This is a genomic window from Spirosoma flavus, assembly GCF_054778555.1.
Window position 1 is genome coordinate 15,060 of the sequence record NZ_BAAGZL010000008.1, and the last position, 26,645, is coordinate 41,704.

General features: G+C 43.6%; 25 protein-coding genes and 1 pseudogene. 13 read left to right on the forward strand and 13 right to left on the reverse strand.

Translation table 11 applies throughout. The features are described 5' to 3' along the window. Positions 1 to 165: 165 nt before the first annotated feature. Positions 166 to 666, forward strand: a complete 501-nt coding sequence (locus ACYVF1_RS28640; protein ID WP_461085902.1) for a recombinase family protein — start codon at positions 166 to 168, stop codon at positions 664 to 666. A 242-nt stretch (positions 667 to 908) separates the two neighbouring features. On the opposite strand, the gene ACYVF1_RS28645 is transcribed toward ACYVF1_RS28640, so the two are convergent. Both ACYVF1_RS28645 and ACYVF1_RS28650 read right to left on the reverse strand, forming a co-directional pair. Then, positions 909 to 1,694 (reverse strand): LytR/AlgR family response regulator transcription factor, encoded by a 786-nt coding sequence (locus ACYVF1_RS28645; protein WP_461085487.1) that lies wholly within the window; start codon positions 1,692 to 1,694, stop codon positions 909 to 911. A 30-nt stretch (positions 1,695 to 1,724) separates the two neighbouring features. After that, entirely contained in the window at positions 1,725 to 4,103 is a 2,379-nt protein-coding gene (locus ACYVF1_RS28650; protein ID WP_461085489.1) for a sensor histidine kinase, read from the reverse strand. A gap of 269 nt (positions 4,104 to 4,372) precedes the next feature. Between ACYVF1_RS28650 and ACYVF1_RS28655 the strand changes: the two genes are divergently transcribed. From ACYVF1_RS28655 to ACYVF1_RS28675, 5 genes are all read left to right on the forward strand, one after another. After that, complete coding sequence (locus ACYVF1_RS28655; protein ID WP_461085491.1) at positions 4,373 to 4,759, forward strand: hypothetical protein; 387 nt, start codon at positions 4,373 to 4,375, stop codon at positions 4,757 to 4,759. Positions 4,760 to 4,870: 111 nt separating this feature from the next. After that, on the forward strand, positions 4,871 to 4,999 hold the full coding sequence (locus tag ACYVF1_RS28660; RefSeq protein WP_461085493.1) for an IS3 family transposase: 129 nt from the start codon (positions 4,871 to 4,873) through the stop codon (positions 4,997 to 4,999). 80 nt (positions 5,000 to 5,079) lie between these two features. After that, positions 5,080 to 6,096, forward strand: a complete 1,017-nt coding sequence (locus ACYVF1_RS28665) for a hypothetical protein (RefSeq protein ID WP_461085495.1) — start codon at positions 5,080 to 5,082, stop codon at positions 6,094 to 6,096. Positions 6,097 to 6,241: 145 nt separating this feature from the next. Continuing rightward, entirely contained in the window at positions 6,242 to 6,703 is a 462-nt protein-coding gene (locus ACYVF1_RS28670) for a YpsA SLOG family protein (RefSeq protein ID WP_461085497.1), read from the forward strand. 40 nt (positions 6,704 to 6,743) lie between these two features. After that, positions 6,744 to 6,935: a hypothetical protein gene (locus tag ACYVF1_RS28675; RefSeq protein WP_461085499.1), complete on the forward strand. Its 192-nt coding sequence runs from the start codon at positions 6,744 to 6,746 to the stop codon at positions 6,933 to 6,935. A 114-nt stretch (positions 6,936 to 7,049) separates the two neighbouring features. Here ACYVF1_RS28675 and ACYVF1_RS28680 read toward each other — a convergent pair whose 3' ends face one another. Both ACYVF1_RS28680 and ACYVF1_RS28685 read right to left on the reverse strand, forming a co-directional pair. Beyond that, entirely contained in the window at positions 7,050 to 7,538 is a 489-nt protein-coding gene (locus ACYVF1_RS28680; protein ID WP_461085501.1) for an FKBP-type peptidyl-prolyl cis-trans isomerase, read from the reverse strand. Between the two features lie 99 nt (positions 7,539 to 7,637). Further along, complete coding sequence (locus ACYVF1_RS28685; protein WP_461085503.1) at positions 7,638 to 7,880, reverse strand: hypothetical protein; 243 nt, start codon at positions 7,878 to 7,880, stop codon at positions 7,638 to 7,640. Positions 7,881 to 8,051: 171 nt separating this feature from the next. Between ACYVF1_RS28685 and ACYVF1_RS28690 the strand changes: the two genes are divergently transcribed. Together ACYVF1_RS28690 and ACYVF1_RS28695 are read left to right on the forward strand one after the other, a co-directional pair. Then, positions 8,052 to 8,939, forward strand: coding sequence for a DNA/RNA non-specific endonuclease (locus ACYVF1_RS28690; RefSeq protein ID WP_461085505.1), 888 nt, complete (start codon positions 8,052 to 8,054; stop codon positions 8,937 to 8,939). 154 nt (positions 8,940 to 9,093) lie between these two features. Next, positions 9,094 to 11,472 carry an NACHT domain-containing protein gene (locus tag ACYVF1_RS28695; protein ID WP_461085507.1) on the forward strand — a complete coding sequence of 793 codons (2,379 nt, stop codon included), beginning with the start codon at positions 9,094 to 9,096 and terminating at the stop codon, positions 11,470 to 11,472. Positions 11,473 to 11,560: 88 nt separating this feature from the next. Here ACYVF1_RS28695 and ACYVF1_RS28700 read toward each other — a convergent pair whose 3' ends face one another. The 3 genes from ACYVF1_RS28700 to ACYVF1_RS28710 are packed head-to-tail and all read right to left on the reverse strand — an operon-like array spanning position 11,561 to position 14,087. After that, positions 11,561 to 12,841, reverse strand: coding sequence for a Y-family DNA polymerase (locus tag ACYVF1_RS28700; protein ID WP_461085510.1), 1,281 nt, complete (start codon positions 12,839 to 12,841; stop codon positions 11,561 to 11,563). Between the two features lie 19 nt (positions 12,842 to 12,860). Then, positions 12,861 to 13,634, reverse strand: coding sequence for a tetratricopeptide repeat protein (locus ACYVF1_RS28705; RefSeq protein ID WP_461085512.1), 774 nt, complete (start codon positions 13,632 to 13,634; stop codon positions 12,861 to 12,863). 3 nt (positions 13,635 to 13,637) lie between these two features. Next, positions 13,638 to 14,087 carry a LexA family protein gene (locus tag ACYVF1_RS28710; protein WP_461085514.1) on the reverse strand — a complete coding sequence of 150 codons (450 nt, stop codon included), beginning with the start codon at positions 14,085 to 14,087 and terminating at the stop codon, positions 13,638 to 13,640. 421 nt (positions 14,088 to 14,508) lie between these two features. On the opposite strand from ACYVF1_RS28710, the gene ACYVF1_RS28715 reads away from it, so the two are divergent. The 3 genes from ACYVF1_RS28715 (at position 14,509) to ACYVF1_RS28725 (ending at position 18,569) form a co-directional block, all read left to right on the forward strand. Continuing rightward, on the forward strand, positions 14,509 to 15,189 hold the full coding sequence (locus ACYVF1_RS28715; RefSeq protein WP_461085516.1) for an AAA family ATPase: 681 nt from the start codon (positions 14,509 to 14,511) through the stop codon (positions 15,187 to 15,189). A 71-nt stretch (positions 15,190 to 15,260) separates the two neighbouring features. Further along, the gene (locus tag ACYVF1_RS28720) at positions 15,261 to 15,578 is read left to right on the forward strand and encodes a hypothetical protein (protein ID WP_461085518.1); all 318 of its coding nucleotides are present in this window, start codon (positions 15,261 to 15,263) and stop codon (positions 15,576 to 15,578) included. A gap of 1,002 nt (positions 15,579 to 16,580) precedes the next feature. Next, complete coding sequence (locus ACYVF1_RS28725) at positions 16,581 to 18,569, forward strand: tetratricopeptide repeat-containing sensor histidine kinase (RefSeq protein ID WP_461085520.1); 1,989 nt, start codon at positions 16,581 to 16,583, stop codon at positions 18,567 to 18,569. A gap of 274 nt (positions 18,570 to 18,843) precedes the next feature. Here the strand turns inward: ACYVF1_RS28725 and ACYVF1_RS28730 are convergent, their stop codons facing one another. The 5 genes from ACYVF1_RS28730 to ACYVF1_RS28750 all read right to left on the reverse strand — a co-directional run bounded on the left by ACYVF1_RS28730 (position 18,844) and on the right by ACYVF1_RS28750 (position 22,847). Then, the gene (locus ACYVF1_RS28730) at positions 18,844 to 19,947 is read right to left on the reverse strand and encodes an alpha/beta hydrolase (protein ID WP_461085522.1); all 1,104 of its coding nucleotides are present in this window, start codon (positions 19,945 to 19,947) and stop codon (positions 18,844 to 18,846) included. Positions 19,948 to 20,006: 59 nt separating this feature from the next. Then, complete coding sequence (locus tag ACYVF1_RS28735; protein WP_461085524.1) at positions 20,007 to 20,630, reverse strand: cupin domain-containing protein; 624 nt, start codon at positions 20,628 to 20,630, stop codon at positions 20,007 to 20,009. A gap of 90 nt (positions 20,631 to 20,720) precedes the next feature. Beyond that, positions 20,721 to 21,548 carry a helix-turn-helix domain-containing protein gene (locus ACYVF1_RS28740; protein ID WP_461085526.1) on the reverse strand — a complete coding sequence of 276 codons (828 nt, stop codon included), beginning with the start codon at positions 21,546 to 21,548 and terminating at the stop codon, positions 20,721 to 20,723. Positions 21,549 to 21,920: 372 nt separating this feature from the next. Beyond that, positions 21,921 to 22,391, reverse strand: a complete 471-nt coding sequence (locus ACYVF1_RS28745) for a transposase (protein WP_461085528.1) — start codon at positions 22,389 to 22,391, stop codon at positions 21,921 to 21,923. 21 nt (positions 22,392 to 22,412) lie between these two features. Next, complete coding sequence (locus ACYVF1_RS28750) at positions 22,413 to 22,847, reverse strand: hypothetical protein (RefSeq protein ID WP_461085530.1); 435 nt, start codon at positions 22,845 to 22,847, stop codon at positions 22,413 to 22,415. Positions 22,848 to 22,930: 83 nt separating this feature from the next. Here ACYVF1_RS28750 and ACYVF1_RS28755 point away from each other — a divergent pair, with 83 nt between their 5' ends. Together ACYVF1_RS28755 and ACYVF1_RS28760 are read left to right on the forward strand one after the other, a co-directional pair. Further along, the gene (locus ACYVF1_RS28755; protein WP_461085532.1) at positions 22,931 to 23,170 is read left to right on the forward strand and encodes a hypothetical protein; all 240 of its coding nucleotides are present in this window, start codon (positions 22,931 to 22,933) and stop codon (positions 23,168 to 23,170) included. A gap of 137 nt (positions 23,171 to 23,307) precedes the next feature. Then, complete coding sequence (locus ACYVF1_RS28760; protein WP_461085534.1) at positions 23,308 to 24,396, forward strand: alpha/beta hydrolase; 1,089 nt, start codon at positions 23,308 to 23,310, stop codon at positions 24,394 to 24,396. A gap of 517 nt (positions 24,397 to 24,913) precedes the next feature. Here ACYVF1_RS28760 and ACYVF1_RS28765 read toward each other — a convergent pair. Next, positions 24,914 to 26,320 (reverse strand): annotated as a pseudogene (locus ACYVF1_RS28765) (IS3 family transposase); the annotation flags it as partial. Positions 26,321 to 26,645: the final 325 nt, after the last annotated feature.

Consider the following 26,645-nt stretch of genomic DNA (forward strand, 5'->3'; position numbering starts at 1 on the left):
AGGTTCATCTCAATACGTAACGCACTAGCACCTGTTGATCAGAGATAGGATCGGCCTCTACGCACAACGTAACGCGGTGGCCGGCTATGTGAAAGGGGTTATCGTTGCGGAATACACGGAAGTATAATCCGAAAAAAAGACAAACGTGAGCAACTGGCAGCCGCGATTGAACGTAGTAAGAAGGAAGGCGTTACGTTAGTCATTGCCAAACTGGACCGACTGAGCCGCAACGCTTCGTTTATTTTTACACTACGTGATTTAGGGGTTAATTTTCAGTGTGTCGATATGCCCGATGCTAATACGTTGACCATTGGCATTTTTGCTACGTTGGCGCAGCACGAACGGGAGCTGATCAGCAGTCGGACCAAAGCGGCTCTGGCCGCGAAAAAGGCTAAAGGTGCTACGTTGGGCAAACCGGAAAACTTGACGGATGAGGCCCGACGTAGCGGTACGGCCGGCAACCTTCGACGAGCGGCTGCCAATGAGAATAATCGACGAGCGACTTCGATGATTGCTATGATGCGTCAGGCGAATAAGAACTATACGGAGATTGCGGCTGAACTGAACCGCGCTGGCTTTCGAACGGCACGAGGTGGCCAGTTTCAGGCTACGCAGGTCATGCGGTTGGCTCAGAAAGTATCCAATAGTATACGCCAAACAGGTTAGCAGAACAGTTTATCAGGACGGACTAACCTTTTCTAAAATTACTTAAGACAGTAAATAGCTAGTCCCCCAATACCAGCAATTATCCTTTAAGCGAAAGTCTTAAATTACCGAAAATACTGTTGTTTTATTATTAGAGAAAAAGCAAGACAAGACTACTCATTATCAATAAATTATTTAAAACTAAACTCAGAAACATATACGCAATATCGCACAAAATCCTTTTTTCGATAATGGATTGGCTGTTACCGAAGTCGCATCATTTTATCTTTAATAGATTCCATGAACGAACTCCTGAACGACTCCCCGAGAGGTATCCTTGTTTCATCATCAAGGTATAGGCAATCCGTTTCAATTCGTTCTATGCAATCAATGGCAACCACATGACTCTTATGAACTCTGACAAATTTTCGGTCAGGTAATCGCTCTAGGAAGTTTTCTAATGTATTTAGTGTAGTTATCTTTTTTTTCTTAGTAAAAATGTCTACATAATTACGATCTGGTTCTATGCGTCTAATATCAGCAAAGCGAACTCGTACCTTACTTCGTCTGGACTCTCCGCGCAGCGTGTCTGTAACATCTATAAAAAGAGAGTCATCGGAAGAAGCGTCGGGTTCACCTTGTACGTTGTATGTCTTCTCCCTACTCACATTATCTCTATCCATTGAGATAAATACTTTCTGAACAGCCTGTAGAAAACGATCATAAGGAATAGGCTTAAGCAAATAATCAACAACGTTATATTGATAGCTTTCCAACGCGTATTCAGTACGCGCAGTTGTTAGGATAACTTTGGCTTGCCCACTGAGTTGTCGGACAAAATCCATCCCAGACAACTCATCCATCTGTATATCAAGAAAAATAAGGTCAACTGGCTGTATCATATTTTTGATCAATACATTTTCCAAAGCGATGCGCGGATTTGTATAAGCACCGACAATCTTCATCGGTGGGACGACTGTTTTTGAAATATATGTAGTCAGGATGTCGAGAGCAGACTGTTCATCATCGACAAGCATTACATTGATCATAGCTTAGATTTTATCTTTTGTAACTCTAATTTATGCAGCCTGATTATGAAAATAAATCTCCATTTGTACTGTAAAAAACGCGGGCTCATCCTGAATAGTCAGACTGTGCTTATTGGGATAAGCTGACTCTAACCGTTGTCGCGTGTTAGCCAATCCAATACCCGTGGATTCCTCTTGGCTGCTTGTTCGTTTTTTATTACGAATCCAAAACGTTAATTGATCTTTTTCGATGTTGAGCCTCATATGTACGGGATAAGCAGGATCCCGTAAATCACCATATTTAAAGGCATTTTCCACAAAAGTCACCAGCAAAAGGGGCAATATCGTATGTCCAGCCGGTTTACCCTCTACTTCAAAACGTATTTCGAGCTGCTCTGAAAAGCGAAATTGGTTCAATTGAATATAATTTTGTAGATGCCTGATTTCTTCATCGAGTTGAAACTGAGTCTGCGGCCCCACATTTTTCAGGCTATATCGCATTGTCTCGGACAATTTCATGAGCGCGTCTGCCAGTGGATCAGACACTGTTAGTGCTTTAGCATAAAGAAAATTAAGCGTGTTGAAAAGGAAATGAGGATTAATTTGATACTGTAACATTTTGAGACGGCTTTCTGAAAGCTCAAGCTGGTTTTTTAGCAGTGCGTTTTCTAGTTCTTTCTGGCGGACTAGCTCACGTTGTTTTTCTTCCGCCAGCCGGACCGAATCCCGTCGGTACTTTGTTGCTCGCCTAGAAAAGCCCAAGACAAAACTTAATAGCAATAAAAAGGCGTCCTCACGCCAGAAAATGGTCCGTAACCGGTCATAATTAATGGTATACAGAATTTGTTTATCCGCTCTAGTGGTAATATCAATAGCTGAATCAAATATACCTCTGCTCATTAGTCCAGGCATACCAAAATAAGTTTGAAATAAATTAAACAAGACAACTTTCGCCATTCCTAAAAACAGCCACAACAGAAAAGTCCAGAACAGGGCGGGGAACGGCTTATTACGGTCAAGCAATCGAAAGGTAGTTCCGGCATTGACATAAAAAATGACAAGGGTGGGTATCAATAAAGTGGGTATGTAATATAAGATCGCAAGGACCGAAATTCGGTGTCCGGTCCGTCCTATCATAAAATGGAGCAGAAGCCAAATTGCCCAGCCTGCTATTATCCAAGCATTAGCTGACCTAAGACCAGCTAATCGTAAATTAATCCACGCAGGCCAGCCCTTGATTTGGAGCCAAAAACCGTAACCAATACTTAAGAGAACCAGTCCAATGGTATCCAAGAAACTGTAGACAAGTTCAATCATAATACCAATTATGGTTGAAAAAAAGTCTTTACCGCTTTTACCAGCACCTATTTTTCTCAATAAGGCTATTTGATCAACATCCTTATTTTTTTCAGCACCAGTCATCATTACCTGTATTACCGAATTTGAATCAAGTAAAGCAATCCAACTAATAACCCGTATTAAAACAAGCATGGCAAATAAGAACCCAAGTCGGGATAAAGCTTCCAAGAACTGCCTATCGCGTATAGAGGGTACGTTGCTATACGTGTGAATCCAAAAAAACAGAACTCCAGTCAATATTTGGATACTAACAAAAGTGGGATCTGTCTGGGATTGAAAGGTTGTAACAAAATCTTTGCTTATACTGTACAGGCCCGTTACGTATAAACCTAAAATGAACCATATTACAATGTTGGCAAAGGTTGTCGACCGAAGAAATGTAAATGAAAAAGAAGTAAATGGTTTGAACTGAATAATTGACAATTTAGCATAGGTGATGCGTAAGGTATAAGTAAGGAGGTTCGTTGTTATCAGCGTTTTAAGAGACGGGTGAATTCGCCCAGCTAGTCTGCGTATCCAGTTAGGCCAGCCCTTTACCCGTGCGTAACTGCCGTAAATCAAACTTGCGGGAAGCATGGCAAGTATACCGAATAAGCTCACAATACTATTCGTGAAGAGACTCAAGCTGGCGCTAATAAATGTGATAGCTAAAGAATCATCTTTATGTTGATTTAGCCAAACCGCACGTTGGGCATCCGAAGGAAACTCACTGAATCGCTTTAATACATAATCGTATGCTTTACTATGATCACCCAGCGCAAGCCACAAAATAAGACGAGAGACTACAACCCCAATGTACAGATAAGCTAACCAGCCTAACGCTTTCGAAACCTGTTTTTTCTGAATAAGCGGTACAGCTGTAAACGTGTGTACCCAAAAGAAAAAAATACCGATCGCAGCGTAACCGATATTAAAGGCTAGCCCTGGATGTATAAATGAACTAAATGTGGTTAATGAAAAGCACCATTGGGTATAAAGGAGTAGAAACAACCAGATTAATATGTCTGCCAAAAGTTTTTTTTGAAACCAGCGTCTTACTAATTGGGAACGAGCGGATAGGCTAGAGTTCATAAACGGCTTTGAGAAAACTATCTTATTCAAATGTAAGGAATGGTGGTCCTTTGTAGGGGAATAAGTGTCCAACAACTGCTTTAATAGGATAAACCGGTCTATTGAGCGGATGAAAGCCTAATATCCCTCTTAATAAGCCTATTCTGCTTGTTTATCAACTATTTAAGGTTGTTAATCCCGTACGTAAACCTGTTTGCATATTCAATCATGATGCCCTGAAAAGCTCGCTGTAGGTTTGGCTCAGTTTTCACCTAAAATCACCCAAGTCAATGAAAAGCTCAGCCAAAATAGTACTGATGATTGTGATGACAATTGCTCTCTCCATGACTCAATCGTGCGTAAGTGAATCTCAGGAAGCCCAAAATACGGCCCCCTTGTATCAGAGTTCAGAATCTGGTTTACCCTGTTCATCTACCCGACAGGAGTGTTTGGGTTTGATCAACCAGCATTCATCCGAAATTGCCCGAATCGTTCGAGCTCAGGCTCAGGAACAGGATCCCGAAGTTACAGATGTTCTGTCATCCCTGTACTACGCGTCGGTACTACAATCCAAAGAAGAAGAAATTAAACAGAATTGTCCATCTGCCTTCGAAGAATACGAAATGGAGCGTAACACGTTGATTACCCTACTGATTGCTCGAGAGGTTATACGTTAAGTATAATTCGTACTTCCTTTAAGAACTATATGCAAGCTGTAAAAGTAACATGTGCTAATTGAGTTCTGCCTTAAAAGGCTTAATTGGTACATGTTACTCATCTGGGTATTTATGAACCTAGAGGATGCACGTTCGAAAATCTTCAATTACATTGAGGTATATTATCATCGGGAGAGAAAGCATTCGTCGCTGGGCAATAAAAGCCCTGAACAGTTTGATCGGACCGCCAACGAGACGTGAATATTATACCTATCTGACAAATTTAGTGTGACGTTAAAATGGACCACCTTAAAATACTTCAATCATTAGCCGAATAGAACATGAAAAGTTTCACAAACCTAGTTTCGCCAAAAGTACTTTGGGTAATATATGTCTTGTCTTTCTACCTATATAGTTGTTCAAGAAATAAGGATGATTTTGCAAGGCAGTTAGCTGTTGACTTTGTGGATACAATAAATCAGGGTTCCGCCACGAAAGAACGAACGCTCATCAGCCCAGCCTCTTACGAAAATGAGAGCAAAGGACTAAGCATTGCACTTAATGGTGTTAATATGTTTGATATACCTTTCATAAGGGATGGGCTAATTGATGGTTACCGCGTTGGAGGACAAGTATTTCTGAAAAATTACCCATCAGCTTACGGACGTTTTACAGCTCAACAACTGGATATTGAGCAGTTATTACATGTAAAACCAAAAACAACTAATCAAATAGATTACATTGTTATTCACTTAAAAGGTCAGTTACAGACAAATGAGGGTCCTATTGCGATTGACTACAAATTTAGTTACAGTAATCCATCAACATCCGCTCCTTTTGATTTGAATACAATTGAACTTGTTTCCGGTACTATTCAAGCAGGTACTGATATATATGATGTCAAATTAGGAACGCATACGACTTCATCCGAAGTTAGTGCCACTCCTGATTCCATTGATGCAAAAAATTCGTCTGGAGTATTCGACACAGTAGCGAGATTCTTCAGTGATTTCTTTTCAAGCGAAAAACATATAACTGTTGATTCGTCCACTCAGCACACAAATATAGAATTGACAGTCGGCGACAAGATTACATTTAGGGCTAATGGTACTATTTTGCTTGGGCTATTTGCTGGATCAACCGGTCCTGACGGAATAGATGGATTTGGAAGTTACAGTAAAGTGCCAGAGTTTAAACACGGTTCGCTGATTGGCAGAATTGGAAACGGAGATTGGTTCATTGTTGGTTCTAAACAAGAGATTGTCGCTCAGACCGCCGGAGAATTACAATTGCAAGTTAATGACGACGATTCATCGAATAATAGTGGAAGTTTTTCGGTTGATTATCAAATAGAATAAACTAGATCCTAGAATTATAATGACAGGTTATCCTAAACCGACTAAATATTACTTATTGAACTTTTAATCAACTATAAATTAGGCGTTTATATAATTTAATCCTAATTAATTAAGATGTCCACGACAGTATCGACATTATAATTCTATGCCACAACACTCGATTCAACGTATTATCTCCGGTGGCCAGACGGGCATCGATCAACTTGGTTTGGAAGTTGCCCGATCACTAGGCATTTCAACCGGTGGTGTTGCTCCGAAAGGCTATCTGACGGAGAACGGCTCCGATGAGCGACTGCGGGATTATGGACTTACGGAACATACCTCTACGAAGTATCCACCCCGTACCCGCGCCAACGTAGTACAATCCGACGGGACGGTGATTTTCGGCAACGTAGCAGGGGGCACGAAACTAACACTCGATACGTGTGTACAGGAAGGAAAGCCTTATCTGGTCAATCCGACACCTGAGCAGCTGCGAACTTGGCTGAAGGAGTACCAGATCAGAATACTGAACGTAGCCGGAAGCCGAGGGCGTAACGTAACACCAGAACAACTTGAGCAGTATCGGCAGATATTAACCAAAGCACTACGTTCATCCGATATGTAACGAATGCCAGGTTGCTACGTCTTAGGCAAAAAGCAACTGCATGACGACTACGCTGAAAGCCGGCGATCGGGTACTCGTAAACGCCGGAATCAAGCCAACCCTTACGTTTACCATTACCGGGATTATTACGACAGCCGATCAACTGCTGGCCTGTGGGGAATATGGCTGCTTCGCCATCGACCTGCTTCAAAAAATAGAAACTGAGCCGGCACCTGACTCCCCTATCCAATGAACAGCCAACCCATTCAGTCCGATGAGGACGATTACACGCAGATTCGCGACGAATTATTTATACCCTACAGGCCGGCCATCCAGAAACAACGTAGCAATGATCAACAGGTCAAAATTATCGAGCAGACAGCAGATCAATCTCAAAAACGAGGATCGAATTGGCCGGAATATCCCGCTGCTCCTGATCACCATACGCCAGCGAAGGAGGGAGATATAGCGTAATACGTCCACCGGGGGCAATCAACGGAATACCTTCCTGCCAGCCGACAATCAGTTGAAAGAGGCCAAATCTGATGTCATTTCCACTATCGAAGCGGGTGCCGTTGGTTAGCTTTCCATCATAGTTAACGCTGACGGTTGAACAGACGGTTGGCTTTGCTCCGCTTCCCGGATTCTGGATTGCGTAGTAAAAACCCCGCTTATCAAAAGTCGCCTTAATCCGGCCTGCCTCAATGAACTGTTTGAGCTGGGCGATTTCCTCGTCGGGGGCTTTGGTGGTGACGGGTTTCGCGTCACAAGGGGTGTTGTTTCCAGACTGACAAGCCGTTAGGAGCCAAAGGCTGGCCAGGATCATTAATGCGGTTTTTGATAGGATCCGAAACATAGCCGCAAAGTTAAAGTCTTCAGTCGTGCAACGCGTAGTTCGTGTTCAGTGAACAGCTGATTTCAGAAATTCTGAACTGCATTTGCAGGCCTGAGCTGACTAAATAGAGTTGATCTGAATGATTTCCAGATACGGTTCCAGCGGAACCAGACTGCGGAACGAGCGACAGGCGGTAACCTCCCGTAGATCCTGATCAAAGCGAATCTCCACAAAAAAAGAATTCACGGCGAAGAGCATCAGATACAAGCGTCCCACATCCCGGCGCACCAAAAACGTGCCTTTCTCCCAGACCCAATCCACCTGCCGGGCGCTTGGTAACAGATTAAATTCGTAGAGAGTCATTTGGTAAAAAACGAGAGTCTAATGTACGCATTTCCGTTGACGTAACGAGCACCTGCTTCCCTCCTGTCAGAACCATTGCTTCGATAAAGTCGCTGTCCACTAGCCGAGTCGTATTGCTCCTGTTTACCTTTGCCATAGGCTTACGGCCTTTTCCTCTTACCAACGATACTCATGAAACCGACTTTCCTTCGGCTGCTGGCGTATGGCCTGCTGCTGGCTACGTTGCTTCACTGTAAGCAAACACCGGATTTGGCTCCCAACAATACTACGTCCACGCGCGACGATAACCTGACACTGGGCAATCCTGACGGAGCACGTAGCAGCGAATCCAGTCCAAATGCCTACCTGATCAGCCGTGCTACGTATAGTCTTTCGTATAATCAATCAACGGGTATTGCCAACTGGTGCAGCTGGCATCTGAGCTCAGCGTGGAAAGGATCGGCTCCCCGCTACGGGGGTAACTTTATTCCCGAAACCGGTTTACCGGCGAGCTGGTACGTAGCGCGTCATGCGGATTATACCAATACCGGCTTCGACCGTGGCCACCTCTGCCCGAGCGACGACCGCGACAGCACAGCCGAGGAAAACCGATCTACGTTTATTCTTTCGAACATTGTCCCTCAGGCACCTCAATTGAATCGTCAGTCGTGGCAATTGCTGGAAGCGTATTGCCGGAGCCTGGTAACGCAAGGGAACGAGCTTTACATTATTGCTGGGCCGTCGGGCAAAGGTGGCCAGGGTGACAATGGAACTGCTACGTCGCTGGCGGGTGGAAAGCTGACCGTGCCAGCTGCGCTTTGGAAGGTGATTGTGGTACTGCCCGGTGGCTCGAATGACCTGAGCCGCATCAATGCGCAGACTCGCGCTATTGCTGTACGGATGCCCAATACCAACGTAGCAGGGGATGCGAAGTGGAACACCTTTCGAACGAGTATCGATGCGATTGAAGCGGAGACTGGCCTTGATTTACTATCCAATGTGCCAGCATCGATCCAACAAGCGCTGGAAGCTGATATTGACCAAATTACGGTACAGTCATTATTTTTAATTAGTCAATAAGCCGCATTTGGTAATCTTAAACTTAATAGCTTGAGCTATATTAGAAGTTTTGTTTGATGAACAATTACTTTACTCAAACCATAAAAATATCAGTATAAAAGTCAATAATTTACTTTTATATCTATATATAAACAATAAACAGAATATAGTTTTTATGCGTAAGACCATACCAGAGATTCGTGAAAGATTAAAATTAATGGATGAAAAAGAATTAAGAAAAACTCTTTGTGTCTTATTTCAATCTATGGGTTTAAGTGAGGTGGTAGAGTCACATGGAACTCAGGAGTTTGGGAAAGACATAGTCTTTTATGATAGCGATAAATTGAATAACATAACTTGGTATGCATGTGTTGTTAAAGTAAACGATATAAATCAAAGTGGTTTCGAGACTGTTGTTAGACAAATAAACGAATGCTTTCGAAAAAGCTATCCTAGTACTTCACAGGGTAATGTTAGCATAGATCAAGTTTACGTTATAACTAATGGATCTTATAAAGATAATGCAAAAGTGCAAATTGCTGAACAAATAGATAAGAAGACTAAAAATATAATATTTTGGACTGATGGAGATATTGCTAAAGCAATTGAGAAAAGTGATTATATATTAGGAATTCTCTTCGGCAATCAGGATTTAATACAGAGTATTTATAATGAACACATTATAAAAGTATTATCATTAGACAATAGCATCAAATTATTTGAATCTGATTTTGACGTAAACCTCCATTCAGTAGAAAACTTCCGAATTAAGATAAAAGCAAAAGCTAAAAGCCTTGAAAACGAAACTGGTGAATATTTGAAGACAGTAGATCCAAATTTTCACAGAATTCCAGTAAAGCCTCTACCAGACATTGAAGATATTCTTACCAACAAGAAATTCATACTTCTCCATGGAATAGCGACTTCAGGAAAAAGCACAACTCTTAAAACTTTAGGCAAGGATTTTATTGCCAAAGAAAATAAAGGATTTGTTTTTTACTATGAACTAAATAAAATTGCAAATTTTCTTAATGAAAACGATATCGCTTCACTTTTAAGAGATGAGTTTAAAAAAGTTACAAATACAGAGCTTTCGTTAGAGCCATTTGATGTAGAGAAGGATTATCTTTTATTGTTATTAGATGGTTTAGATGAGATACCTACAGAATCTGCTAGAAATAGTATATTGGAAAAAATCATCGCTCTTAGATCTATTAAAAATGTTAGAATTGTACTAACATCTAGAACTAGTGATTATTTGAAAAATAACCCACAAATAGAAAATAACTTCGAAAGTTACGAGTTATTGCCATTAACTGTAAACGATATCTTAAATTTAGGTTCTAAAATCTTAGGGGAAGATAGTAAATTATCAGGATTCGTAAAACTTGTTAAGCACAGCGAACTTATAAAATCTTTTCCTAAAACGCCGTTAACAGCTATATTGCTCGCTATACTATTTAAAGAAGATCGACTGGATGTAAAAGAGCTACCCAAGAATATAACAGAATTATATAAGAAATTCACTGATGTTTTTTTAAATAGGTGGGATAAGAATAAAGGGATTTCGGAGCAATATCTAGTCAAAGAGAAGGAGTTTGTATTACAGAAAATTGCCGAACATTTACATAAGAAAGGTTATACTAGTATCTCAGAAATTGAATTAACTTCCTTTTTAGAGGCTTTATTTGATAAAATACCTATGACAAGTTTTAATAAGCCTGAACAATTTTTAGAGAGTATAAAGCAAAGAACTAGTTTACTCATAAAGGAAGAATTTGATAGTACATATAAATTTTTTCATCTTACAATTCAAGAATACCTTTCAATAACTCTCTTTGATCATAATGATGAAGATTTATTGGTGGAAAATTTTTATGACAATTGGTGGATAAATCCAAACATTTTTTATGCAGGCACTAAAAGTCATTCATCAAACGTATTAGATAGAATTGCAAAATTAGAAATATATCCATCTGATATAGGGTCAAAGGCATCATATATAATTCATTCATCTAAGGTTTTACAAGCAGCACATCTTTTAGAAAATAATAAAAGGCGTAATGTTTTAAAGTCTATGATTACAATCTTTGATAGCTTACTGAGAGATTTGATCAATGATATTATTGTCGATGATGATATAAAAATCAGAAAGAGGACTGTATTAGAGATTATTTTATGGGCAAGATCTTTCTTTTTTGAGTTTTTTGGTTCAACTCAATTTAAATCTGAATTAGATATTTTAGTTAAAGATATGCTTGAAGAAAGTAACAGTTTGACAGATATTACAGTTTATTGTGTTTCTTACACACTAGCTGTTATCTCCAAAGACTCTGATTATTTATACAACTTTCTCATAAAGCCGAAAAATATCAATCCTCGCTGGTATAGAATTATAGATGTTGACATTAAAATCAAGAATTTAACTGTAACGAACAAAAAAGTACAGTCAAAATTTCAAAGTAAAGCCTTTAGAAATAGGCACTATATTCATCAACAATTTTTTGATAAATTGGAAAAACATTATAATAGTATTACATGTATAAATGATTAGATACAGTGTTTTATTTTACCATATTAAGCTTTTTGTGATTAAAATGCGAGTAGTATTTATAATTCAATAGGTTTAATAAGTTAATTTGTTATTTCACCCGTAAAATATCGCCCCACTTCGTCGTATAACACGGCGATAAAAATTCCCGTTTGTGATGCCAGGTCGGATTATACCCGACATCAGCAATACGTACCTTGTCCCGTCCGTATCGATAATTCAGTTTATCGACGACCTTCGACAGTTTCGCCATTCGACGATCAGGCCCAGCCGTAAACAGAGTCTCCTGCTGAAAATCGCCCGGCACCAGATTCGACAGAATGACGCCCACTTTCTGATACTCGTAGCCAAATCGATAAATTGCTTTCAAGGCTGCCTGCGCATAAGCGACCAGTTCCGACGTACTGGCGGTTGGATGTGGCAGTTCAACGGTTCGACTGTTATAGTACTGCTTGGCCAGTTCCCCATTGGGCGACCGTTTGTACCGATTCGTATGAATGAAAACGGTCAATGTGCCGGCAGCCGAATCCTGCTTCCTCAACTTCTCAGCCGCCCGGCTTACATGCGTGGTCAGGGCCTCGGTAATCGTGGCCAGGTCGGGAATGAGTTTCCCAAACGAAGGCGCTGTACAGATGGTCTTTTTCGGCTGCGGTTCCAGCTCCAGCATTTTGCAGGACGTACCACGTAACTCATACGCCAGGCGCAGCCCGTTCACGGTCAATTTATCCCGTAGCCAGTCATCCGGCGCATTTCGGAGTTGCCACGCGGTACGTATCCCATTCCGTTTCAGCATGGCCGCGTAACGCCAGCCGATGCCCCACAGATCCGCTACGTCGTAATCAGTCAACGCTTCCTCAATCTTCGCGTCCGTATCCAGCAGCAGAACCCCGCCGTGTTCAGGTCGGCGCTTCGCATAGAAGTTGGCTACTTTACAGAGCGTCTTTGTTGGAGCCATGCCAACGGATACGGGTATACGTGTCCACTGATCAATCGTCGAACGTAGCGTTCGGGCAAACTGGGTCAGGTCGGGATAAACCGATTCGTAGCCGGTCAGATTGAGAAAGGCTTCGTCGATGGAATAGACTTCGACCTCTTCGACGTAGCGGCCGAGCGACGCCATCACCCGTGCGGACATATCGCCATACAGCGTGTAGTTGCTACTGAAAACTGTTACGTTATGCTCCTTGATTACGTCGGCCATCTGGAAAAACGGCGTTCCCATTTTTATGTCCAGCGCCTTCGCTTCATTCGAACGAGCGATTGTACAGCCATCATTATTGGAGAGCACAACAACTGGACGCCCGTTTAGTGACGGGTCGAAACTACGCTGGCAGCTTACGTAGAAATTGTTGCAGTCGACAAGGCCCACCATATTTCCTAGAATCCAGTTGTTATCGACACACCTTTTTTAAGTAAGGCTTAATCGTAGTTAGCCCAAGCTCGTAGCTTTTTGTCCAATCCTGACAACACCCTTCTTTGTCCCCCAGTGACCGTTTGGCTTCTCCCCTATTTTGGTAAGCCCAGACATAATTACTATCCAGCGCAATTGCTTTGTCAAATTGTGAAATTGCCAGCTGGTATTCTTTCTTCATTAAATAGATCTTCCCCTTGCCATAATATCCCCGTTTATCATTGGGGTCAATTTTCAAAAGCCCTTCCAGCTCTGAGTACGCAGAGTCGAGTTGCTTGGACTCCAAATAACTATACGTTAGGTTGAAATAAGGTCTTACATCTGTTGAGTCCCGTTTTTTGGCTATTTTCGAATAGTATACAGCTTGCTTGAAATCCCTCAAGTTATTGTAAGTGGCTCCTAGGTTATGATAGGCCAGAAATAAGGAAAGACTGTCAACGTTTGCTGCATTATTTACCAGATGCTTCGAATCATCAATACTACCTTTATAATCTTTCAGACCATACCGTGCTTTACTACGTAGTAAATAGGCGTAGTAAACGGTCGGATCTCTAGTGATAATATCAGTTAAAAGCTTGTACGCTTCTGCATGTTTTTTTTGAGCAATCAATTCTTTACTCTGCAATAGAGCTTCTCTTTCATTACCCACCCCTGTTACGTCGTCCAGTTCATTCAGTTCATCCGGAAACTCCTGAGCGAAACCGACTGAGGAAGCCACGATAATCAGGAAGATAAATTTTATTAAATGCCGCATTATTTAAAGTGGTTTCTGAATAATGTACGTAACGACTCCGAACACACGAAAATCCTCGCCAGTATGAATATAAATGGGTTCGTATTCCGGGTTAGCGGGCATTAAAACAACCATATCCCCGACGTAGTGAATACGCTTAACGGTGTGTTCACCATTATACCATACGACAACAATCTTGCCATCGACGGCTTCACGTGAACAATCAACAATCAATACGTCGCCAGGCTCAATACGGTCGCCAGTCATACTGTCACCGGTAACCCGCACGAAGTACGTAGATTCAGCATTCGTGATACAAAGGTCGTTCAGATCACAGACCCGCTCTACATAATTGTCCGCAGGACTCGGAAAACCGGCCTGTACCAATGACTGAAAGAAAGGAATCTGGAAGCGGGTTTTGATAACTGCTTTAACGAATTGATGAGAGCGTTTTCGTTTACCTCTTTCTGACATGGCGGTTCATACATAACCCAAAACTGCTATATTAAACTTTTGTTATATACAATACAATTATATTATAAAATTACGCTACACGATTTCGCTTTCTCGTTCACTTTCTTCCCACGAAAATCGCTGGAAGATTTACCATATGGTACCCGCAATCAGCCAGATTTGACGTACCAGGATCGCAACGAACTGAGTGAATTTGTGGTTTGATCCCCTACCCTACCCGTATCTGTTTTGATACCAGCAAGTATCTTCTTTATCTATAAATATCTAATGATCAAGTATATATTAAAATTGACGTTAAATTTAACGTTAAAAATAACATCAAATTTAATGTCAATTTTAACGTTAAATTTAACGTCAATTTTAATGTTAAATTTAACACTATATTTGACACTAAATTCACTACTAAAAGCAACGCTAAATTATGATTTTTACCGTAGGCGGAATCAAAGGTGGAAGCGGCAAAAGCACGATCGCTACCAACCTTACAGTCTGGTTGTCCAAGCGAGGGTATGACGTTCTGCTCGTTGATGCAGACGAACAGGAAACGGCTACCAAGTTCACCAAATGGCGGGAGCACATTACCCAAGGTGATAGTGGCTACACGGCTACGGTATTAACAGGCGATGCGGTCCGGCAACAAGTAACCAAATTCAAGCCCAAGTTCGATCATATTGTTATCGACACGGGAGGACGCGATACGACCAGTCAGCGGGCAGCTCTGGTTGTATCTGATGTGTACTTGGTGCCCTTCAATCCACGCAGCTTCGACTTGTGGACAATCGCCGACGTAGAGAATCTGGTAAAGGAAGTACGGGCGATCAAACCCGATGAACTGTATGCCTTCTCTATTCTCAACCGGGCTGACCCTAAAGGCTCCGACAATAAAGACTCGGCAGAACTACTGAATGAGAGTACGGTCATTGACTACGTTGCACCGGCTATCGTCAGTCGCAAGAGTTTTGCGAATACGGCATCCAGTGGGTTAGGTGTGATTGAAGGGAACCCGGTCGACGAGAAGGCAGTAGCGGAAATCGATCAGCTTTTCCTAAACATCTCGGAGAGAATTAACGTCAATTTTAACGTTAAAATTGACGTTAAATAAGACACTAATTTTAGCGTTAAAATTGACGTTAATTTAGACATTAAATTTGACACTAAATTCAGCACCAAATTATGGCTATTTCCAAAATGCCGGCGGCAACGAAACCGGCGGAAGAACCGAAACCGGCTTCGGAAAAGAAAATCCAAGAATACATTAACAAAGGCGGGAAACCAACGAGTCGGGGAGAGGAAGCTACGGATCCTAATCAGACTAAAGCGATCAAGATCATTTTTAAAAGCACTGAGATGGACGCTATCAAACTATTACGTGATAAACGTCCAGCTGGCCGCAATCGCAAGCTTTCGATTTCGGTCCATGACTGGGTTATTGAAGCTGTGCAGGAAAAGATCCAGCGGGATCAGGAAAAGTACGGTTTAACGTTAATTTAGACGTTAAATTTAACGTCTAAATTAACGTTAAATTTAACGCTAAATTTGACAAACTTCTGAAATATAGAGCCTTATAATCAAGCTATAAGTTTATACTCTTAAAAATGATTTGTATGAGTTCTTATTCTTTTCATTTTTTCAGCATGTCAATGTAAGCGTAAGTTCATAACCGCCTGATCCAGCTTCGTCAAAAACATGACCTGCCACTCGTCAATATAGGCAGCCTGCAATTCCTTATAGAGCGCTTTAGCCACAGGCAATGGCAAGTTCAGGGTGTGCGTTTTTGTTGGGACTTTATGCTTCCAGGCTACTATTTTACCTAGTTTCAGACTCAGTACGTATGGTTAACACTACACTGGCCAGAGACTGTTGGGGTAGGGGTACTCGCCAACTGATCGAAAATCCTTGCAGGAAACGGATCATACCAAAGAATTCAGCGGGGTAAACTTTTAGTTTGAGCTGGGTCATAACTACTAAAAAATACCAAATTTACAAAGCTGACACATGAAAAACTCTTCGTCTCACATGGGAGCGTTTTAGTAAGATTTTACAATTAGTGGCAAAAAATACGCATCAAGGAATAGTATACAAAACGGGCAAGTCCAGTGTGCCGCTAAACCGGACCACCTCTAAGCCCTGAACAGTTAGAAAATGAGTATTATCTAAATTTGTCAAAAACGAAGCACTAAACGGTCCCGCTAAACCGGACCACCCCAATCATCTCATAGATGTGGAATTGTGAGCCAACTGCACATTACCTATCTTTAATGGGCTAGATCTTTTCGAAAGTCATCCGGGGCCTACTCCTATAATTAAAAAGTATACGATCCGGCCAGAATTGCTCATTCTCTACAAATAACCGTATAGTAGCTATTTAGGAACCAGACGAATATAAACCGGCAGAATATTGCTAACCAAGTAACCTGTAAATTCTAAGGGCAAAACATTCCCAAAATCATTCACTCAAAACAGCACCAGCTAGAAGGGACACCCCTTTACCCGATGAAATCATTGGTCTACACACTCGTTCTTAGCTGGGCACTTTTGCTGTCAGCTGCTAGCCTACAAGCCCAGACGCCCAGGCTTGACTCGCTGGTAAAAGTACTGGCTACTCAAAAACAAGATACCAATCGGATCAATACCCTTCTTTTGATGAGTAGTTGCTTTGGCATCGACAGGCTAAAAAACGCTATTTTGTCTGCAAATGAAGCATTAACCTTGGCTAAAAAGCTCAATGCCCTCAAGCATATCAAAAGGGCCTATTGGCAAATTGGGTCCACGTATTTAGAGCTCAACCAGGATTATGAAACCAACCAGAAGGCACTTGATACCTTCCTTATCCTATTAAAATTAAGCCAAACTACGGATAAGGACCGGGATAAAGCCTGGGTGCACCGGGCACTGGGCACTGTCTATTCAAGGCAAAATAAGCTACCAGAGGCACTCACCCACCACTACAAAGCTTTATCCCTGTTTCAGAAAGAAGATAACCAGCAACTCCAAGCCGAGGCATTACAACTGATTGCGGCCACGTTTATTAGCCAGGGTGATTATCAAGAGGCCTTAAAAAACCTACTTGAATCACTGAAAATCCGTCGGAGGCTTTCGTTTAAATCCGGCATCGTTCAGTCCCTGAACACTATTGCCACTGTCCACCACAATCAGGGGCATCACGCCCAAGCCCTGCACTATTCGTTGACGGCGTTGAAGCTGGTAAAAGAGCCCAACTTTGAGGGACCAGCCTGGATGTTGCCCTTTACCTATTCTACATTGGGGGAGATTTATGAAAGCCAAGGAGACAAAGCCCATTTGTCAGGCAATAAACCGAAAGCCTTCATCCATTACCAAGCAGCCCTGAAGAATTTTTTGACAGCGCTAGCGTTGTGGAAAAAAATGAAAGCTCAGGATGGAATCGTTGAAGCAACATTGATGGCGGGCAATCTAAACCGAAAATTGAATCAACTTCCGACGGCTGAGCGGTTGTTGCACCGTGGTTTGAAAGGAGCCGTAGCCCTTCAATACAATGATTATCTGATGCGGGCTTACCGTTTTTTAACTCAACTTGATAGTACACAAGGAAATTATTCCCAGGCGTATTGGCATTATAAATCCTTCATCGTATACCGAGATAATATTTATAACCAGCAGAAGACTCAGCAATTAACGGAGGTAAAAATGCAGTATGCCTTCGAAAAGAAAGACGCTCTAGTCCAGGCCGAGCAGCAAAAGAAAGCGGCCCAGATCCAATTGTTGCAACAGAAAACCCAACAAGCTCAGTTCCGCAGTACGGCACTGCTGGTCATTGGGGGGTTGGTCTTGTTGCTGGGAGCAGCCGTCAGCGTCTGGTTGTTAAATCGGTCCCGACTTCGGCGGCTTGAGGAGGCTCAGCAACTGCGCACCCAGATTGCTCAAGATCTGCATGATGAGGTTGGCAGTACGCTAAGTAGCATTTCTATGCTAAGTAGCCATATTGATACTTTGCTCAGGCAGAATAGAGCGGAATCGGCTCAAAAGGTGATCCAAAAAGTGTACAGTGACGCCCGGCAGATTCTTGAATCGATGGATGAAATTATTTGGACCATCAAGCCAAGCAATGATTCGCTGCAACGGATTCTGCTACGCTTACAGACCTATGCCCAACCCCTGATGGAGTCAAAAGGGATTCAATTCTCGTTTCAAATCACTACTGAGGTAGCCCAAGTTCCTATTCCCATTGAGCATCGGCGAAATGTCTATTTGATTGGCAAAGAGGCCCTTACTAACTTAGCCAAGTATTCCCAGGCCACCCAGGCGTTGGTCCGCATTACTAAAGCGGATCACCAACTACAAGTTTGGATTGAGGATAATGGTCAGGGCTTTGATCCGACTCAGCCTAGCCAGCGGACCGGCCAAGTCAGTATGCAGCAGCGTGCACAAGCTATGGGCGGCCGCTTACGGATTCATTCGGCGCCAGGCCAGGGCACCAGACTTGAGCTACGGGTAACGATCTAGTGAGCAACGAATCCATCTGGAAGCAGCGCTGGACGGGTTATGATAAAGTGAGCGAACGAAAATCGCCTGTTCTTGTCAACCCGATTAGCAAAGTGCTTGTTGAGGTATACTTGATAGTAAGTCACTTGAAGCTTCTCCTGCCCACTTATTTCTAGTAAATCGTCGTGACAACGGCTTGAATTAAGAAGCAGATACATGAACGCGTCGTCTCAGATGGGAGGGTATTTTGATACACTTGTTAGTTATAATTTACCCCTGAAAATATTCGCCATGTCTAGCGAACGGTTGTTCGTTCTTTTGACGCCGTTTGTAAATAGGTATTAAAGAAGATCAGCATTTCGGTATACAGTCGGCCATCCAGACCAGCTAATCTATTGATATGGGTACCATTATATTCTTCGGCAATATGCTTGATCCCATGGGCCTCTAGCTTCTTACTCAATTGTAGGCAGGTGATAGGAATATGAGCAAATTCTTCATTGCGGCCCCAATCTATTTTTAAGGCATTCAATTGTTTTAAGGCGGCTCCATGCTGGTCAATCATGTTCATCGGAAAATTAGCTTCCCACTTGGCGACGATCTCTTTATTGACTCGCACACTATCACCAACATAGGTTACGGGCATGGCGGCTGAAAGAACGTTTTTTCCCTGATCAGGCGAATAAGTTCGAGCCAGATCGGCCAGCAAGAGGGTGTAAAATTTCTCTCGTTTCCCCTTATATAAGTCAGCCCTTATCTGGTCGGCACTGAATTCATTCCGGAACGAATCCATTCCCCTAAAGACAGGATTGGTCAAGCTAAAGTCAGCCGCCCAAGACAAGGTTGCCGGGCTGAGCGCATACACAGCGCCAAAGACATCCGGATACAGCATCCCCACTTTTAACGCACCGTACCCGCCCATGGAATGCCCACATAGTCCTCGGCTGTTCCGGTTGGCTAGGGTACGATAGTGGCCATCGATATAGCTGACTACATCTTTTCCGATATAATCAGACCAATTACCCGTCAGGGTTGAATTGGTATAATAACTGCCACCAAAGGCTGTTTCGCTATTGGGCAAGACTAAGATCATGGGGTGCAACTGACCGCTTAGAATGGCCGTATCCATCAATTCCTGGAACCGATTATAGACCATCATTAAACTATCATTGACCAAAAAACCATGCAAAAAATAGACAACAGGATAGCGTTGCTTGCTTTCCTGATAGCCGGGCGGCAGGTAAATGGTTAGCTTGCGCATGGGGTCTTCACCACCCCGACTACCCTGAATGGATGGGGCGAAGAATTTTGTTATCACTACCTTCCCTTTTTTAGTAGCTTGTGCCGAGAGATCACCCAGCGAAAGAAATACGAATAAACAAAGTAGAAACGTCTTCATGAATGTAAGTTTAAGCAGACAGAATGATGAGTTGCTTTGGGTCGTATAGGGTTAAGGAATTACCCTTTTAACCCATATTTAGCCATGAGGGGCTGCCGCTGCTCCTCGAACATGGTGATCCCATAGCGCATATACAAGGCATCCATTTGGGATGTGGCCTCTTTTGAGGTCAAGGAAACACCCCGCTTCATCAGGTCAGGAATCAACCGGACAAACATCGCTTCCAGAAAGTTTTCAAAATCCTGGTTGAAAAACATGTCCGTATACCGGACTGGTTTATCGGTGGCATTCCAAAACGTATGGACAATACCGTGGGGACGCAGGTGCCATCCGCCCGCTTCGACTTCATAGACGGTATCGCCAACCAATATGCTAACGGTACCTTCCTGCACAAACATCAGTTCGTCCAGATCCTTGTGAACGTGGGGGGCCGGTCCCATCCGTTTAGGCCCCATAATTCCCTCCATGCAGGAGAATTGTCCGTTGGTTTGGCTACTGCGGACGGGTATTTTGAATCCGAGGCCATTGGGCCCTACCTGAATGGGCTCGGGGGGCGTGTAAAAAGGTTTTAAAGGGCCCCTGTCGGTAGGAGTAAGTTCGGGTAGAAGTCGCTGAATAAGCGAGGAGGAGGGGTAGTCTAAGCCAGCCAGTAGACCGGTAGCCAGGAAATGCCTGCGTTCCATAACAAGACGTTTGTTAGGCAAAAATGAAGACCTTCCTATCGTGATTAGTGGTACAAAAACGACTTTTTGCATCTGACCGACTGGTGCACATTATTCGTGTAAGCCCAGGAGTCGTTCGGGAGCCTGATTGTCCAGCTGAAAAAATGAGGGGGGAGTAAGCCCGGTGATGAGTTTATAGTCTCTGACTAAGTGCTGATAGTCATAGTAGCCACACTGAAGGGCAATGCTTAACCAGTCTTTTTGGGGCTGGGCATTTTTCAGCAGGAAGGCTTTATCAAAGCGGGCAATTCGGGCCAGTTGGGGAGCGGGTACGCCCATCCGCTCCTTAAACTTGCGTTCGAATTGGCGGGCACATAAACAGGATTGACTAGCCAGCCAATCCATCGAAATAGGTGCGGTATTGTGCAACAGCAGTTGAGCTACTTTATCAATACCATGGGCATCCTTTTGGGATCGCCTGATGAGTCTGACGACAAACGCTTCCGCCCATTCCAGCATTTCAGCATACGAGCCTGCATTTCTTAACTGTTCAGTTAGCGTCCGTATATCTGGTGAAAAAACAGCTTCTGCATCGATATAGGTGTTAGTCAGTTCGTAGGAAGGAATGCCCGTTAATCGAAATAAAACACCGGGTTGAAATTTAATATTGAGGTATAAAAACTCCCGTCCTACATTTCGATTGGTCACCAGTGTATGTTGGCCATGAAGGAAGGCCACGGGTCTCTTGATTTTAGTGGTTTCTCCTGGATATTGAACGTATTCGGGGTCCCGGAGAAAAAACTCAAGGGAGTCGCCGGTTTTGGGGGTATAAGCTTTGACGGGAATCGGTTCATCGGGGGGAAATACCAGATGAACAATACCGATATTTTCGATGTACTCCCGCAAGGCTGGGCTGGGCAGGAAACCTTTCAAGAGCATAGGGCATAACTAGTTGTTCGATCCATTAAAGTTAATGAGTCAATTCCACTTATACCAATCTGTTTATCAGAATTATAAGGGAGGTTTATTCATTCCTTTAGGCTCATTGTTAGTTTTCCTGCACGTATAGCTTCGAATAAGTTGAGTCGATAAGTTACGTATTTAGCATCTCGCAAAACGCCCGTTTCCCAACACCACGTAAAGATCTTATTAGAAGAAGCACCCTACTTCAGTCAAGAGTCTCAAATTGTCATCTCTTGAATCAAGGTATCTTTTATTTGTAGCGTCCTAAAATAAGTTTACAGTTTCAAAGTGAATTTGGTAGTTCATGCTTATAGTCCTACCATTGGTTTACAGTATCTCAACTAAACATCAGCTAGCGATTTCCAGATTTACTTCCCGTTTCTTGTAGTAGTTCTTCCAGCGCCTTCGCAAATCGTCCCTTTGCTGATGGGCTTGCTGTGGGGTCAGCATGTCACAACTGCTATGGGGGCGTAATGAATTATAGGTCAGCACAGCCTGGGCAATCCCTTTTTTGGCTACAGCCAGGCTAGGATAGTGATCGGCTAACAGCTCCTCTTTCAAGATACCATTCACCCGTTCCGCAATAGCGTTTTCCAATGGATCTCCACTTTGCGTCATGCTGATTTGGATGGTATTATCCTTTAAAAGATTGACATACTCCAGGCAACAATACTGCACGCCCCGGTCGCTGTGGTGAATCAATCCACTCGTGTCCGGGCAGTCTTTCAAGGCCATCGACAAGGCTTTTAGACTGCCCATCGCACTCAGTGTTTCCGATACACAATATCCGACGATTTTTCGGCTATAAGCATCGGTCACTAAGCCGCTACGGCGGACCGTTCAGGTAAGCAAAGCCATCACCGACCAAAATATAGCGGGGCCGCACGTGCGGTTATATCGCTCACCCACAACAAGTTGGGCGCCTTTGGTACATACTCCCGTATTAGATTCAGGTACTTCCGCTTCGGCGGTCCGATTCTGCCAGTGATTCGAAAAGGTAGTCTGAACCTTACGTCGACGCTTTTTTACTAATAGGTTGTGAGCTCGTAGCAAATCAAATAACGCATCTCGCCCCATCTTTAACTGATGTTCTTGGACAAAACCCTGCATCAGCACGAGTAACTTTCTGGTGCCTAATCGGGGTTGCAGCGAGCGGTGGAGCAACACTTGCTGAATAACCAGCTCGGCTACGAAGCAGGCCTGGCTATTATTTTTTTCGAATTGATAGAATGCCTGCCTACTATAACCAATCGGACCGCCGATGCGGCAGTGCACACTGGATAAACTTCTTTTCAGTGTACGAAGAAATCCACGCTACTAAAAAGATCGTATAAGTAGACTAATCAGCGCTAGCAAAGGTGGGTCCGGTAGTTGAACAAGTAGGTAAATTAAAAGGCCCTTTTCACGGCTTTAGAAATCAACAAACTCTCTTTACTTTTTCAAACGGGGCCGTTTGGCAGCAAAACGAACTTAAATATTTTTATTTCTATGCAGCCAATCCCCGTGCCCGAGTTATTTATAAAAACGGCATTTACCTCCTGGAAATAGATGGTACGGATGAAACCGTAGAAGTAATACGCCGTATTCCTCTGAAATAGCCTGACACTGACTCTGTAATTTGTTTTTAAATGAGGAATTGACTCGTTAAATCCAGTTCCATTAGTGTGTCTGATTAATTCATTGAAACTATCAATTGTTCTACCAGTTACAGTACTTAATATAAACTCAACGCCAAATGAAGAACGCACTGTTTACCTGCTTACTAATTTGCATAGGATTCATTAGCTTACTGTCCGCCTGCCAGGACCACCGCCTGCCTCTGCCGGGTCAGGGCATTCAGTCTATAGGGCCAAAACCTGATTATGCCCCTGATATTACCCCGCAGTCACTGGCCATCATTGAGGAACTGGGGCGACTCAATCCAACCCCACTCTATCAGCTTACACCACAAGAAGCTCGCATGAGACCATCGGTGAAAGACGCTGTAAATTCCCTGCTGGATAAGAACCGCATCGCCCCTCCCATGGCCAATGTTAGTCTGAGCAAGCGAATGATTCCCACCTTCGACGGGTCATCTATTGAAATTGCCGTTTACACACCTTCAGCTGTCGCTGGCCCTAAGCCCGTTATTGTTTATTATCATGGTGGTGGTTGGGTTATTGCCAACTCGGACGTCTACGAAGCCTCAACGGTAGCGCTGGCTCAGAATACGGGAGCCGTTGTTGTTTCTGTCAATTATCGACTCGCCCCTGAGTTCAAATTCCCTACCGCTCATGAAGATTCCTACGCAGCTTACGTCTGGGTTCGGAATAATATGGCAGCCATCAATGGAAACGGAAAAATTGCCGTAGCGGGCGAGAGCGCTGGCGGAAATATGGCCGTAACTACCGCTATGCTGGCTCGCGACCGGGGTGTAGCTCAGCCACTTCATATTATATCGGTTTACCCCGTAGCCAACAATGATCTGAATACGCCCTCTTACAATCAGTACGCCAACGCTATGCCGCTGAACCGTCCGCTCGTTATGTGGTTTGTCGACAAATATTTCCGCACGATGGCGGACGGCGATAACCCCCTGATTTCGCTGGTTGATGTGGCTAACCTGACGGGCTTACCGCCTACAACCATTATTGGGGCTCAAATTGACCCTTTACAAACAGAGGGTATGCAATTGCGGGATAAACTTCAATCACAGGGCGTTTCGGTTACCTATCAGCTGTATCAGGGAGTGACCCACGAGTTTTTTGGTACATATGCTATTGAGCCTAAAGCGCAACAGGCTCAAGTGCTGGCGGCCACGCAGTTAATCAATGCCCTTAAATAGAATACACGTATTTCCTTGCCGATTGGGCGTATGGAATTGATTTCTGTATACAGTAAGATTTGGCTATGTATTTTCCCTGGTATGAAGCTTACTTAGCTCCCATTCATTTATTTTTTTCTTTGCTAAGGCTATGGCCTCCTCTTGGGTTTGTGCACCCACCCACAAGATAGGCTTGTGGTCCCAGTTAACTAAAGCCTGTTCATCAGCGGATTGCTGATCGGATGGCACTAAGTAAAATCTAGGGCCGTCTTTGACAATCGCTATTAAAACTAATTTCTTTCTCACTATTTGATGGTTAACCAAGTGATTAAATTCTTATAATTTTCGCCATCCCTGCGAATCTGTTCACTGCTCAGGGAATTGAGTTTCAACACGACTTCTTGCGCGCTAATCAGTGTATATCGTCAACCGAAAGTGGACAGATGCGGCCGGGCTGCCGGGGCAGTGAAAAGAGAAGAGACGGTTTTAAGCACTTTGAACTCGCTGAAAAATATGACCACAGCGGTGGGCCGCTTTTCCGCCGTTGGGCCATCGTTAGCTGCTTGATTTTTTGCCGTTCGGCTACGATTTGCTCTTGGCGGCCCCAGTAGGCATCGGCGGGACGTACATTCTCCAGCGATTCATGATAGCGTTGGTGATTATAATAATCGACCCACTCGGTTAAGCGATGCCTCAATTCATCCGGACTGTAGTAGTGCTCCAACAACAGCACATTTTTCATCGACCGGTGCCGCGACGGCGTACCGTTAGCGCTCAATCTTACCTTGAGTCATGGGGTGAAACGGCGCACTGCGAATATGCTCAATACTTTCCCCTTTTAGATACTCCTTTAAATACCGAGACACATAGGCCGACCCATTGTCTGACAACATGCGGGGCCGTTGACCGCTTTTCAGACTGCTCGCTTTCAAAGCTGTTTGCATGGTGCGCTCTACGTCCGTTGCTTGCATACCTGGACACAATTCCCAAGCTAAGATGTAGCGTGAATAGTCATCCAGCACTGTCGACAGATAATACCAGCCCCAATTCTTGATCTTAAAGTAGGTAAAGTCAGTCTGCCAGAGCTGGTTGGGTGCCGTAGTGGGATTATAGAACTCATCAGCCGCTTCCATCAATCGGTAAGCTGGGGTCGTAATTAAACCCCGGCTTTTCAGGATACGATAAACCGTAGACTCGGACACAAACCGCTCCGGCGGCCCGGCACCCTTCATTATCAACAATATAACAGGCTAGTTCCCGACAAGATAGATCAGGGCGTTCGAAAGCTAGTTCAACAACGCGCCCTTTTTCAGCGGGTGGTAACTGGTTCCAGGCACTGGTGCGACGATAAGCTGGATCAGCCAAGCCATCAAAGCCGTCACTTAAATAGCGTTTGTACCACTCATAAAAGGTAGATCGATTGATACCTAACTCACGAAGGGTGGCTTTGACACTTAAAGATGACTGCTCGACCAGCGTGATGATTTCCGCGCGGCGGCCGCCATTTTCTCAGACTGAGTCATGTGATGGTAGCGATTAGTCGTCGGCTTTAAGCCGCGGTGGCGGATAACACCCGATTCTCCAGGATTAACTCGGCCACCAGTTGTTTGAGAGCCTCATTTTCGGACTTGATCGATTGTGCTTCGGGGGCGGTAGCCTCTCGGGTGGTATCACCTGCCAATCGCTTTTTACCAGCTTCGAGAAAGTCCTTACTCCAACGGTAATAAATATTGGTATTGAGCCCTTCTCGCCGACAGATTTCAGCAACTGATTGTTCGCCTTGCAATCCTTCTAACACAATACGTATTTTTTCTTCAGCCGTGTATTGGCGTCGGGTCTGTCGCTGGATGTCTTTAATGATAGATAGCGCGGGTTTGCGCTCAGAGGAAGTGGCTTGAGTCGTTTTAGAACGGCTAGGAGGAGATTTTTTGGTTGAATTGGACATAACCAAGGTGATTTAGGTGAAACAACCGGGTTGCCGGTGCGATTAACAAATTGTCTCTTCCCATTTCCACTCTTTTTGTCCACTTTCATTTGACGACGTACACCAAAAAATGGAATAACGCAGGTCCCCTGTTCCGTGATCTATTAGTGAGCTTAAGGCTGTTGCGTCAAGCCCAGCAGCAAAAACGGTCGGCACTTAGACTTGCCCAAGCCCAACAGATGCACATCCTTCAACAGCAGTTGGTTCAGCAGGGGAAAGGCAATCGGTTTGTCTGTTTTGAGCATCTGTCCGTTTTGAGACGATCCTAAGTGAGATAATTGATTGG

What these genes read in the sequence shown, in the direction of transcription:
- ACYVF1_RS28645 (WP_461085487.1), bottom strand. Translation starts at nt 1,694, where the DNA reads ATGATCAATGTAATGCTTGTCGATGATGAACAGTCTGCTCTCGACATC.
- ACYVF1_RS28650 (WP_461085489.1), bottom strand. Translation starts at nt 4,103, where the DNA reads ATGAACTCTAGCCTATCCGCTCGTTCCCAATTAGTAAGACGCTGGTTT.
- ACYVF1_RS28655 (WP_461085491.1), top strand. Translation starts at nt 4,373, where the DNA reads ATGAAAAGCTCAGCCAAAATAGTACTGATGATTGTGATGACAATTGCT.
- ACYVF1_RS28660 (WP_461085493.1), top strand. Translation starts at nt 4,871, where the DNA reads ATGAACCTAGAGGATGCACGTTCGAAAATCTTCAATTACATTGAGGTA.
- ACYVF1_RS28665 (WP_461085495.1), top strand. Translation starts at nt 5,080, where the DNA reads ATGAAAAGTTTCACAAACCTAGTTTCGCCAAAAGTACTTTGGGTAATA.
- ACYVF1_RS28670 (WP_461085497.1), top strand. Translation starts at nt 6,242, where the DNA reads ATGCCACAACACTCGATTCAACGTATTATCTCCGGTGGCCAGACGGGC.
- ACYVF1_RS28675 (WP_461085499.1), top strand. Translation starts at nt 6,744, where the DNA reads ATGACGACTACGCTGAAAGCCGGCGATCGGGTACTCGTAAACGCCGGA.
- ACYVF1_RS28680 (WP_461085501.1), bottom strand. Translation starts at nt 7,538, where the DNA reads ATGTTTCGGATCCTATCAAAAACCGCATTAATGATCCTGGCCAGCCTT.
- ACYVF1_RS28685 (WP_461085503.1), bottom strand. Translation starts at nt 7,880, where the DNA reads ATGACTCTCTACGAATTTAATCTGTTACCAAGCGCCCGGCAGGTGGAT.
- ACYVF1_RS28690 (WP_461085505.1), top strand. Translation starts at nt 8,052, where the DNA reads ATGAAACCGACTTTCCTTCGGCTGCTGGCGTATGGCCTGCTGCTGGCT.
- ACYVF1_RS28695 (WP_461085507.1), top strand. Translation starts at nt 9,094, where the DNA reads ATGCGTAAGACCATACCAGAGATTCGTGAAAGATTAAAATTAATGGAT.
- ACYVF1_RS28700 (WP_461085510.1), bottom strand. Translation starts at nt 12,841, where the DNA reads ATGGTGGGCCTTGTCGACTGCAACAATTTCTACGTAAGCTGCCAGCGT.
- ACYVF1_RS28705 (WP_461085512.1), bottom strand. Translation starts at nt 13,634, where the DNA reads ATGCGGCATTTAATAAAATTTATCTTCCTGATTATCGTGGCTTCCTCA.
- ACYVF1_RS28710 (WP_461085514.1), bottom strand. Translation starts at nt 14,087, where the DNA reads ATGTCAGAAAGAGGTAAACGAAAACGCTCTCATCAATTCGTTAAAGCA.
- ACYVF1_RS28715 (WP_461085516.1), top strand. Translation starts at nt 14,509, where the DNA reads ATGATTTTTACCGTAGGCGGAATCAAAGGTGGAAGCGGCAAAAGCACG.
- ACYVF1_RS28720 (WP_461085518.1), top strand. Translation starts at nt 15,261, where the DNA reads ATGGCTATTTCCAAAATGCCGGCGGCAACGAAACCGGCGGAAGAACCG.
- ACYVF1_RS28725 (WP_461085520.1), top strand. Translation starts at nt 16,581, where the DNA reads ATGAAATCATTGGTCTACACACTCGTTCTTAGCTGGGCACTTTTGCTG.
- ACYVF1_RS28730 (WP_461085522.1), bottom strand. Translation starts at nt 19,947, where the DNA reads ATGAAGACGTTTCTACTTTGTTTATTCGTATTTCTTTCGCTGGGTGAT.
- ACYVF1_RS28735 (WP_461085524.1), bottom strand. Translation starts at nt 20,630, where the DNA reads ATGGAACGCAGGCATTTCCTGGCTACCGGTCTACTGGCTGGCTTAGAC.
- ACYVF1_RS28740 (WP_461085526.1), bottom strand. Translation starts at nt 21,548, where the DNA reads ATGCTCTTGAAAGGTTTCCTGCCCAGCCCAGCCTTGCGGGAGTACATC.
- ACYVF1_RS28760 (WP_461085534.1), top strand. Translation starts at nt 23,308, where the DNA reads ATGAAGAACGCACTGTTTACCTGCTTACTAATTTGCATAGGATTCATT.